This is a genomic window from Phascolarctobacterium sp. Marseille-Q4147 (assembly GCF_017968825.1).
GTDB lineage: Bacteria > Bacillota > Negativicutes > Acidaminococcales > Acidaminococcaceae > Phascolarctobacterium_A.
The window spans coordinates 1,751,062-1,761,417 of record NZ_CP072874.1 but is presented as its reverse complement, the minus strand read 5'-3'; the positions used below and the strand labels follow the sequence as shown (position 1 = coordinate 1,761,417).

The 10,356-nt window shown below is 42.7% G+C and carries 8 protein-coding genes; 2 read left to right on the top strand and 6 right to left on the bottom strand.

Annotated features, from left to right (window positions below; all coding sequences use genetic code 11):
• Positions 1-2 precede the first annotated feature (2 nt).
• From KAH19_RS08310 to KAH19_RS08295, 4 genes are all read right to left on the bottom strand, one after another.
• Positions 3-2,813, bottom strand: a complete 2,811-nt coding sequence (locus tag KAH19_RS08310) for a TonB-dependent receptor plug domain-containing protein (protein ID WP_371816702.1) — start codon at positions 2,811-2,813, stop codon at positions 3-5.
• Between the two features lie 243 nt (positions 2,814-3,056).
• Complete coding sequence (locus tag KAH19_RS08305) at positions 3,057-3,233, bottom strand: hypothetical protein (protein ID WP_210684189.1); 177 nt, start codon at positions 3,231-3,233, stop codon at positions 3,057-3,059.
• Between the two features lie 772 nt (positions 3,234-4,005).
• Positions 4,006-4,719 (bottom strand): response regulator transcription factor, encoded by a 714-nt coding sequence (locus tag KAH19_RS08300; RefSeq protein ID WP_210685525.1) that lies wholly within the window; start codon positions 4,717-4,719, stop codon positions 4,006-4,008.
• The gene (locus KAH19_RS08295) at positions 4,709-5,767 is read right to left on the bottom strand and encodes a DUF4118 domain-containing protein (protein WP_246869340.1); all 1,059 of its coding nucleotides are present in this window, start codon (positions 5,765-5,767) and stop codon (positions 4,709-4,711) included. Before KAH19_RS08295 ends, KAH19_RS08300 begins: the two co-directional genes overlap by 11 nt.
• A gap of 224 nt (positions 5,768-5,991) precedes the next feature.
• Between KAH19_RS08295 and KAH19_RS08290 the strand changes: the two genes are divergently transcribed.
• Positions 5,992-7,332: a TrkH family potassium uptake protein gene (locus KAH19_RS08290; RefSeq protein WP_210684188.1), complete on the top strand. Its 1,341-nt coding sequence runs from the start codon at positions 5,992-5,994 to the stop codon at positions 7,330-7,332.
• 20 nt (positions 7,333-7,352) lie between these two features.
• On the top strand, positions 7,353-8,000 hold the full coding sequence (locus tag KAH19_RS08285) for a TrkA family potassium uptake protein (protein ID WP_210684187.1): 648 nt from the start codon (positions 7,353-7,355) through the stop codon (positions 7,998-8,000).
• 106 nt (positions 8,001-8,106) lie between these two features.
• Here the strand turns inward: KAH19_RS08285 and KAH19_RS08280 are convergent, their stop codons facing one another.
• Positions 8,107-8,637, bottom strand: a complete 531-nt coding sequence (locus KAH19_RS08280; protein ID WP_210684186.1) for a TIGR00730 family Rossman fold protein — start codon at positions 8,635-8,637, stop codon at positions 8,107-8,109.
• Between the two features lie 364 nt (positions 8,638-9,001).
• The gene (locus KAH19_RS08275; RefSeq protein WP_210684185.1) at positions 9,002-9,778 is read right to left on the bottom strand and encodes a ZIP family metal transporter; all 777 of its coding nucleotides are present in this window, start codon (positions 9,776-9,778) and stop codon (positions 9,002-9,004) included.
• Between the last annotated feature and the right edge of the window lie 578 nt (positions 9,779-10,356).

The following is a 10,356-nucleotide window of genomic DNA, read 5'->3' as shown; positions in this document are numbered from 1 at the left end:
CTTTAGAACTGATAACGCGCTGTAACATAATAGGTGCGGCCCTGTATCGGGAATTCCGGATTAATATAGCCGGGAACCATGAACGCTGCATCACTGCGAATTTTAGATTTAGGACCTTTATTGAGAATGTCATTGCAGCCAAATGTCAGCTGCCAATTTTTCTTTGGCATCCACTTCAAGCCGCTATTCATAACAAACAACGAGCATACCGGCTTGCCGGACAGATACGGTGACAGCTTGCCACTCGTTGCTTTATTGTAATAAGTGAAGTATTCATCCGTGTAATGTCCTTCGGCAAAGAGCGAGAACTTCTCCGAAGGTCTGTAGGTCAGGCGGATATTGCCCTCCCATTCCGGCTGGTAGGTCGGCCATACCGAAGCGTATTCACCAAACTGCGTAGCCGTATGCTTGTTATAGGCACTGGTGTTAAGATAGGTTACCTGTAAATCGAGATCGAATTTATTCCATTTAAAGCTGCTCTGCAATTCAATGCCATGAGATTTTCCCTTGTTATCATTAAAATAAGACCAGTAATCCTTGCCTGCACGCTCCAGCTGCAGCATATTTGTAGAATCTCGCCAATAATAAGTCAAGGTAGTGGAATTATCTGCACCTAACAGTTTGTTATGCATAATTGCGCTGATATCAAACTGCTTACCCTCTTCAGGAACAGGGAACATAGCACCCTCGCCGTTATGGTTCTTCGGAGCAGGCAGGATACCGGCACCGTCACCGGCAATTTCCGCCATGTTCAGCAAACGGTAATAGGTTCCGCCCGTCATACGCAGAGTAAGGTTTTCATTTACTTCTTTCTTCAAAGCCAGCTGCCATGTTGCCTTACCCTTGGTCTGCGAATCCTTAGGATGAATCCAGCTTGCCTGTCCATCGGTAAAGCGCTTGCCATCACTAAAGCCGGTAATCTTTGATTGGTTATAACGTACACTAGGCGTAAAAATCCAGGTGCCTTCTTTATCTAAGGTAATAGAATCCTGCAGTTGTACGTTGAACAGCTCCTGCTCATAACGGTTACGGATTTGAGCGGAAAGGAAATTCTGACTGGCCTGTCCACCTAAAATTTTAGCCATGTTGGAACCATCTATATCCAGGCCTTCTTTGGAATAGTTAATCAAAAAGTCCAGCATATTGTTATCGTTCAGCTTGTAACCGCCATCAATCTGAGCTGTGTATTTATTGGATTTATAACGGCTCCATTCACGCAACGGCTGGTTCTGCATATCCCATTCACTGTTAGGATACGCAGTATTGATATGCTCTGCCCGATACTTTTTGTCCTGATGCATATAATCAAGCATCCAGCCCCATTCAAGCTTGCCAATCTCCTGACGGTTCTGCAGCATCAGGCTGGCACTGTTCTGTTTCTGTCTGCGGCTGTCATAATAATATCTGTCGCTCAAATCAACGCCATTATTATAAACCGCTGCATTAACATCACCCAGCCATACACTGTCCGGCATATGTCTGTCCAAGGTATCATATGTGCCTTTGATAACCCAGTTTTTATTTTGCCATTTTACAATCGTACTGGTCTTTTCATAATCATTATATTTTCTATATCTGGTAGCATTTTCTGCTTCCTTCTGTTTTTGTTTTAATTTTTCCAAAGACTCTTTTCTGCCGGCCTGATTTTTATTTTTATCAGGGTCCGCATCGTTCGTCCACTTATCTATATTATTCTGAACTACTTTATCGCCATACTCTTTAAGAATTTCTTCCTTGATTTCAGGTGTAAGAACACCCTCACCGAAGGAACTGCCGATCCAGTCATATTGCAGCGCCTCATGCCAGTCACTGTCATCATAGCCTCTTTTAAGATACTCATCCTTAAGACCTCTGTCTACCACCTGTTGTTCAATTAAATACAGATTGGAATTGCCGACATCTTTTTTCGCATATTCATATCGGTTATCATAGATAGCATCCTTCAGGCTGTCGCTTCTTACAAATCCCAACCAGGCATCATTATTTGCTTTATAGTAATCTATTTGTTCCTGCTGCAGATTTATTACAGCACCTTTGGTCATATAATCGATGGTTTCATTATTAAAATTATCGATTACTTTCTGCTGTCCTGCTATCTGTTCCGCACCATACGGCAGATACCTTTCCGCAGCATAATTCTTATATTTGAAATCACCGTCACTTGATTCATAGTTAGTGCCAACCATTATCGAACCATCTCCAAGAGGAGCAGTTATTTCCATAGAGCCCCTTTTGCCACCATAAGAGCTTTTGCCAACCTCTAAGGATACATTTGTTGTTTCTGGTTTTTTGGTAACAATGTTGATAACACCGCCCATAAAAGTACCACCAAAACGGCTGGGAATATAACCGCGGTAAACCTCAATACGCTCTACATTTTTTACAGGAATTGTCGAAAGGTCAACCGCAGTATCACCGCCAAGGTTAGCCAATACACCGTCAATAAAAATGCCGACCTGCGCAGCAGTGGAGCCACGCATCGTCACAGTTGTATATTGCCCTTTGCCGTTTACCTCACGCACGTGCACACCGGGCACGGTCAAAAGCAAGTCAGGCAAAGATTTCTGCTCACCTTTGAATTCATCAGGACGCACAATGTTTACCGTACCGGGAGAAAGCTTGCTTTCCCAATCAGGACGTTTAGCTTCGACCGTCATAGCATCAAGGCTGAAGTCCATCAATGAGTCATCAGCATCATTGCTTACTGTCTGCGCAGTATCAGTTGGGGCTGCGTATGCAGCAGGCAGAAATTCTGTAAGAGAGCATCCCAGAGATACAGCAATTGCCGCAGCTAAAATATTTTGGCCATGAATATTTTTCACTAAAATCTCCTCCTTAACCCGGAAATTTATCATAAACTTATAAAAAAAAAGACTTAATTTTAAAATGGGCATAGTAGTCCCATTATAAAATTAAGTCATCAGATTAATTTTATATGTCTTCAGCTGCAATCCGACTTTACGGTCTCCTGTGCAGGTAAGCTAGAGCTATTTGGCGTGCTGAAGTACATGATGTATATTTTTTTATATTAAACCATGTGTTTAAAGATCTGTTTTTTAACAGTTAGCACGGGCATCATTAATTTTACCTTGATGCGCTCTGGCTCCATCGCGCCGGCGCAGCCTTAAAAGCTCACCTATAAGCGTCAGCAAATAATCACGCGGTATTGTTACATATGTTTCGTCGCATTTTGAAAACTGATTAAAGCTTACCTTTAAATCCTCATACTTCATAATGAATCCTCGTCCCCCTTTTAGGCACACAAAAACAATTGCTCTTATCCGCCTGTAAATCGCAGGTTCAATGGATATCTTAAACAAACAGCGCTTTGACTCAAGATCTTCATGTCTCCATCCCTTTGCGAAAGGTATAAGCTGCGGCAATCAGTTTATATGATGAAGGCACTCCCTAATACAATTGCGGTACAGTGCCGGATTCTCACCATGCTTTCCTATTTGTTTAATATGTTTTTAACTTTTTATTATATGCGGAACAATAAATGATATCAGTTTGTAATCTATTTGCTTTTCATTTATCTCTATTTGCTTATTGATTGTTCGTATCATTTGCCGATTTAATTATAACATGTGAAATATTCTTTAGTCAAGAAAGCTCTTTGGATACTTTTTTATTTTATTTACAAAACTCTCAGTAAAACAACACCATGAGCTTTTTCTGTTAACTGCATATTCTTGAACATCATCACTTATTTACTAATTTACAACTAAGCAAACTTCTGCAGTAAATCATCTTTTCCTAAAATATCAAAAATGTCAAATAGCAGATAAACCGTAACGGAAAACCTGCTATCCGACATTTTTTGAGAGGAGTTGATGAGTATTTAAAGCTCATCCTTTATTTTTATGCGCAAAAGCCTGACTTCTACCATAATTCCTGCTTTTTCCAAACAGCTTTAACCAAAATGCAGGCCAAATAAAACGTCACTTTATTCCCTAAGCTACATGCTATGTTTTCCCTTGCCATATGTACACTTTCCGGCAAATCTTATTCTTCATCTTCTGCCAGCATACGATAGCCTACACCAAGCTCATTGACGATATAGCGCTTTTCTCCGGGTGTCACACCCATTTTTTTCCTGATGTTTTTCATATTTACCTGTAGCTTTTTGACGCTCCCATAATCAGAATATCCCCACACAGCTTTGATTATGGCAGCATAAGTCAGCACCTTTCCCGCATGGATGGAGAGGAAAGTCAAAATATTATATTCTGTCTGTGTCAGTTCGATTTCCTTTCCATCGACTAACACCTGCCTTTTATCGTAATCAATCAGCAAATCTTGAAATTTAAATTTACCGATGTGATTACCCTCGTTTTTTTCGCTGTAACGATGACTGCGAAGAACTGCACGGATACGAGCCATCAGTTCCTCAGTTCCAAACGGCTTGGTAATGTAATCATTCGCGCCAAGGTCTAAGGCTTCCACCTTATCCATTTCGCCGGAACGGGCAGAAAGGACAATGATGGGAACAGTATCCGCTTCTCTAACATCCTGAATCAAGCTCAAGCCATCACGGTCCGGCAACCCGAGATCCAGAACAATGAGATCCGGGTGATAAGAAGCGTACATCATCATGCCGAGCGCACAGGTTTCTGCACAGATTACCTGATAATAACTTATTTCCAAGTTGGCTTTGATGAAACTTAGGATGTTTGCTTCATCCTCTACGATTAAAATTTTGAATTTATTATTGCTCATCATCGCACCCTCTTGCCAAAGAAAAGCGGAATACAGCACCGCCGCCCTTCCGATTTTCCACAAAAATCTCGCTGCCATGCGCCTTAATAATAGCAGCACAAACCGAAATACCGATGCCCATATTACTGCGCGTTCCGTCTATCGGTGCTGCAGACTTTTTATAGCATCCGGTAAAAATTTTATCCAAAATCTCCTCTGGAATGCCACACCCATTGTCGGCAACTTCAAATACGGCCTTATCTCCTGCAAGGGAAACCGACAGCTTCAGCTCTGTCATTCCTTTCGCATGAAAAACGGCATTTTCCAAAAAGTTCAACAACACCTGCTCGATAAGAATAGAATCCATAGGAATATCCACAAAGTCGGCCGGTATCTGCGTAATCACCTTCTGATTCTGGTGTTTTTTGGCGAATTTCATAAGAACTGAGTCAATCAGCTCATCTAAAACGATTGGCGTTTTCACAATCTTGACCTTTGCACCGTCGATTCTTGTAACAGCCAACAGGTTTTCGACCATACGGATAAGCCATTCGCTATCCTCTTGAATTTCTCCCAACAGCTTTAGCTGCTGTCCTTCCGAAAGTGCATTCTTCTTGGAAATCAGCGTAGAAGCTGAGCCGTATATTGATGTAAGAGGCGTACGCAAATCATGAGAGATTGCCCGCAGCAGATTGCCCCTCATCCTCTCCTTTTCGCTTTCTGCCCGCAAATTCTCCTGGTCGCGTATCCTACTGTTCAACGTACTGGTGGAAACGGCAACAACCAGCATAATTATGGCAGATAATATGCTTTCTTCTACAAAAAAATCTAAAGTGTAATAGGGATAAGTAAAAGCGAAATTTACGGCAAATACACTTAAGACAGCCGAAACAATACCATAGCAATACCCGTGCGTTTTCAGCGATATCAGAAAAACGCCGAATACAAAAATCATAGGAACCAGCGTTTGCGTTGTAAAGAGCTTCCGAATCAAAAGATTAATGGCAAAAGCGCCGAAAAAAACGCAGACTGAAAACAAAATATCTTCTTTTCGTTGTTGATGCTTCATAATGCTTCTCCTAATTATTTTTACAACTTCATTATACTTCACGAGCAAAAGCGCTTCAAGATTTATCACAAGATACTGATGCTCTACGCTCGTTTCTTTACCAAATCTACACCGAAAAAATGCTATGATAGGAACAAGCAAAGCAGTGTTCAATATACGGCTTTTACATTGTGTCCGCAACAAGCACAATGAATGTATAAACAGATTAACAAGAAGGTGTAGGTATGTCAGAAGAAATGATTAGCAGAAAATTTCAGCTTTCATCTTTTCAAATTATCATATTAGGTTTTGCGGGAGTAATCCTGCTGGGTGCATTACTGCTGATGCTGCCAATTTCCGCAGCAGAACACTGTGTAACACCGTTTCATGATGCGTTATTTACCGCAACCTCCGCAGTTTGTGTAACCGGTCTTGTGATACATGATACCGGCAGCTACTGGTCGGCCTTTGGGCAGACAATCATTCTGACGCTGATACAGATTGGCGGTCTTGGTGTTGTAACAGTAGCGGCATCATTTGCACTTCTGTCCAGGCGAAGAATATCTTTGATGCAGCGCACCACCCTTCAGGACGCAATATCAGCGCCCAACGTAGGCGGTATTGTCCGGCTTACGAAGTTTATCCTGTGGGGGACATTTCTTGTTGAATTTTTGGGTACACTTGCCATGCTTCCGGTATTCTGCCGCGACTATGGCTGGCATGGTATTTGGCTGGCAACCTTTCACTCTATTTCTGCCTTTTGCAATGCAGGCTTCGATATTTTGGGAACTGCAGACAACATCTACCCCTCCCTTACCGGTTACGCGCAGAATCCTATGATAAATATAACGATTATGCTGCTTATCATAATTGGCGGTATCGGTTTTTTGACGTGGGAGGACATTTGTGAAAACAAGCTGCAGTTCCAACGCTACAGAATGCAAAGTAAAGTAATCCTTATCTCGACGGTTATCCTGATTGTCTTTCCGGCAATTTTTTTCTTCTTTGCTGATTTTGCTTCTCTCCCCATAGAAGCGCGGCTTCAAGCGTCCCTGTTCCAGTCGGTTACAACAAGAACAGCGGGCTTCAACACAGCAAATTTATCTGTTATGTCCGGCTCGTCGCAAGGCATTATGATACTTTTGATGCTGATTGGCGGTTCACCGGGCTCAACTGCCGGTGGTATGAAAACGACAACCTTTGCCGTCCTGCTTGCCAACATTGTTGCGACCTATCGCCAACAGGACAGTGCCCATTTTTTTGATCGCAGAGTCGATTACAATGCAATCAAGCTTGCCTCTACTATCCTCACCGTGTATATTACGCTTTTTTTCAGCGGAGGAATTTTTATCAGTGCCTATGAGAACCTGCCACTGACATCCTGCTTATATGAAACAGCATCGGCATTGGGAACAGTCGGACTGACGTTGGGAATTACACCGCAGCTGCATGTACCCTCACAACTGATACTGATTTTACTTATGTATCTTGGCAGAGTAGGCAGCCTTACGCTCATGTACGCAGCATTATCCGGCAAAAAAGCAGTTAACTCAAAACTGCCGCTGGAAAAAATCACTATTGGCTAAACAAAAGGAGTGGATATCCTATGAAAAATATTTTACTGATCGGAGCAGGTCATTTTGGACGGCATATCGCTATGCAGCTTTCACAATTAGGGCATCAGGTCATGGCAGTTGATACTGATGAGGAAAGAATCAATGATGTACTCCCATTTGTCACTAAAGCACAAATTGGCGACAGCACCAATGCAGAGTTTTTACGTGCTCTCGGCATCGGAAATTTTGACGTTTGCTTCGTAACTGTCAGCGGTAATTTTCAAAACTCGCTGGAAACTACTTCTCTTTTAAAAGAACTGGGAGCAAAATGTGTAGTATCTCGCGCTGAACGCGATGTCCAGGCAAAGTTTCTGCTTCGTAACGGTGCAGATAATGTAGTCTATCCTGAAAAGCAGATGGCTATATGGGCAGCCAAACGCTACACTGCAGACCATATTTTCGATTATATAGAGATTGACAAGCAGCACGCTATTTTTGAAGTAGAGGTGCCCAAAGCATGGGTTGGTAAAAGCATCGGCACGTTAGATATCCGCAAAAAGTTTGGCATCAATATTCTTGGTATAAAACGTTTGGGAAAAACTGACGTCTCAATTACGCCCGATACCATATTATCCGACGATATAACAATGCTGGCATTAGGCGAGTATAACGCACTGCAAAAGTGTTTCCGGATATAAGCAGGCTGTGCAACATTTATTAAGCACAGAATATTTAAGGCAGCAAAAAGGCTGACGCCTTGCGTAAATGCACAGCGTCAGCCTTTTTATATTCTCGTCAACTCTTTTATTTCAATAATTTCTTAATTTTTTCCAAGCTTTCCGCAAAATATACTCCCTGCTGCTTTTCCTCTGAAGAGAAGCCTTTAGCAATCATCTGCTGCAAAAAGTGCTTGATATCATCATAATAACCATCAAGATTATAATAAATGCACGGCGCCTGCAGCTGTCCCAAAGACAGCTTAGACATAATTTCACTGATTTCCTCCAGCGTTCCCACGCCGCCGGGAAAAGCAATAAAGGCATCGCCAAGCTCAATCATCTTCGTCTTGCGCTCTGCCATATCTTTGGTAACTATCAGCTGCGTCAGTCCCTCATATTGATAGTCTTCATCTATAAAAAATTGCGGCTCCACGCCGATAACCTTACCACCTGCCTGCAAAACGCTTTGTGCCAGCTCTCCCATCAGGCCGGTTTTAGAACCGCCATAAACCAACGTATTACCGCTCGCACCAATCCAAGTGCCAAGCTCTTTAACCGCAGCCTCAAATTTAGGATTATTGCCTGTGAATGAGGCAAGATATACTGTTATATTCATGTTAAGACCTCCGAGTATTGTTTAATCTAGTCTACCACCATAAAAATACCCGTGCAAGCTATACGCAATATTTTTCCAGACAATTTGCTATGTTATGCAGATGATTTGCCAGTCAATTTATAAAAAAGCTGATACCCGGCAAGTCTTGCGACCTGCCGTAGTATCAGCTTTTTCCTATGTATCCGTAAATTCAATTTTCTATGGTTATCAGCAGGATTTTTTCTCAGGTACAAGTATATTATAAGCCATTAGTACGTCAGAATCTGTCTATCTGCAAAAGAAGATGTTAGGCATGCCAGATAAACTGTTTAACTAAAGAGAGATTACTGTGAAGTGCAGCATTCTGATATACCGAAATTGTTCTCTACCCTAACGCAACATCCAGCACCATCATAACACTAAATCCCACGGCAAAGAAAATCGTGCCGATATTGGAATGCTCTCCCTGCGACATTTGAGGAATCAGCTCCTCTACAACAACATAAAGCATAGCACCGGCAGCAAAGCTCAAAAGATACGGCAGGACCGGTATTACAAGCTGAGCAGCAAGTATCGTCAGCACAGCTCCGATTGGTTCCACCACACCGGAAAGCACACCACCCCAAAACGCTCTGTTCTTACTCTCTCCCTCTGCGCGAAGCGGCATAGAAATAATCGCACCCTCCGGAAAGTTTTGAATAGCAATACCGATGGACAAGGCAAGCGCCCCTGCTGCCGTGATTGGCGTATTTCCCGCCAGAAAGCCGGCATATATTACACCGACTGCCATTCCCTCAGGTATGTTGTGCAGCGTTACAGCCAAAACCATCATCGCAGTACGGCTCAAATTGCTCTTGGGGCCCTCAGTCTGCTCACTTCCCACATGCAGATGGGGAATCAAGTGGTCAAGCATGAGTAAAAATAATATACCAATCCAAAAGCCGATAAACGCAGGGAGAAAGGACAGCCTTCCCATGCTTTCGGATTGCTCGATAGCAGGAATCAGCAGGCTCCAGATAGACGCTGCAACCATTACACCGGCAGCAAAGCCCGCAAGCGAGCGCTGCACCATATCGCTAAGCGATTTTTTCATAAAGAACACACACGCCGAACCGAGTGTTGTTCCGATAAAAGGTATCAGTATGCCGATAAAAGTCTCCATTACTTCACCATCCTCGTATAAAAAATTTGTTTCTTGTCAACTTAATTATACTACAACGGTAGGAATTATGATACCCAAAGCGGAGATTTCTTTGGAGTTATATCACCTACTTTTATGCGGCGGAGTTAATACTGCATGTGAAATCAGCAACAGCAACAAACTTCAGGAAGCATATTCGAACTAAAGGACTTAATCAATCCCCCTCATACCAAGCAGCAAGAAATCAATGCGCACCTTTTTTTCCACGATTACTTCATTATGATATGTTATACTTTGTTCATCGGTTGAATACCGACATGTTCCTTGAAAACTGTTTTGACAAATATATCGTATAACTCGGTGCACTAAAGGGTTGTCAACCCCTCCGAGAATACCGGAAGCTGTGACCAGGCTGCCTGCGGGATACTGCGGCAGTGAGGTTTCTGTTGCTCCGTGAGGACTGATGGAGAAGCCCAAAAGGCAACACAGAACGGTATGTGCGGATCTTGGTGCCGATTAAAACTCGAAGGATTCTGGCAGCGACAATAGACGCTAGCTCGAAAGGCTAGAAAAATCCGTGAAACCTGCAGCAGGGATGC

Excerpts from the sequence above, each read along its gene's own strand:
- KAH19_RS08305 (WP_210684189.1), bottom strand. The coding sequence starts at position 3,233 with ATGAAGTATGAGGATTTAAAGGTAAGCTTTAATCAGTTTTCAAAATGC.
- KAH19_RS08285 (WP_210684187.1), top strand. The coding sequence starts at position 7,353 with ATGAAAAATATTTTACTGATCGGAGCAGGTCATTTTGGACGGCATATC.
- KAH19_RS08280 (WP_210684186.1), bottom strand. The coding sequence starts at position 8,637 with ATGAATATAACAGTATATCTTGCCTCATTCACAGGCAATAATCCTAAA.
- KAH19_RS08295 (WP_246869340.1), bottom strand. The coding sequence starts at position 5,767 with ATGAAGCATCAACAACGAAAAGAAGATATTTTGTTTTCAGTCTGCGTT.
- KAH19_RS08300 (WP_210685525.1), bottom strand. The coding sequence starts at position 4,719 with ATGAGCAATAATAAATTCAAAATTTTAATCGTAGAGGATGAAGCAAAC.
- KAH19_RS08290 (WP_210684188.1), top strand. The coding sequence starts at position 5,992 with ATGTCAGAAGAAATGATTAGCAGAAAATTTCAGCTTTCATCTTTTCAA.
- KAH19_RS08275 (WP_210684185.1), bottom strand. The coding sequence starts at position 9,778 with ATGGAGACTTTTATCGGCATACTGATACCTTTTATCGGAACAACACTC.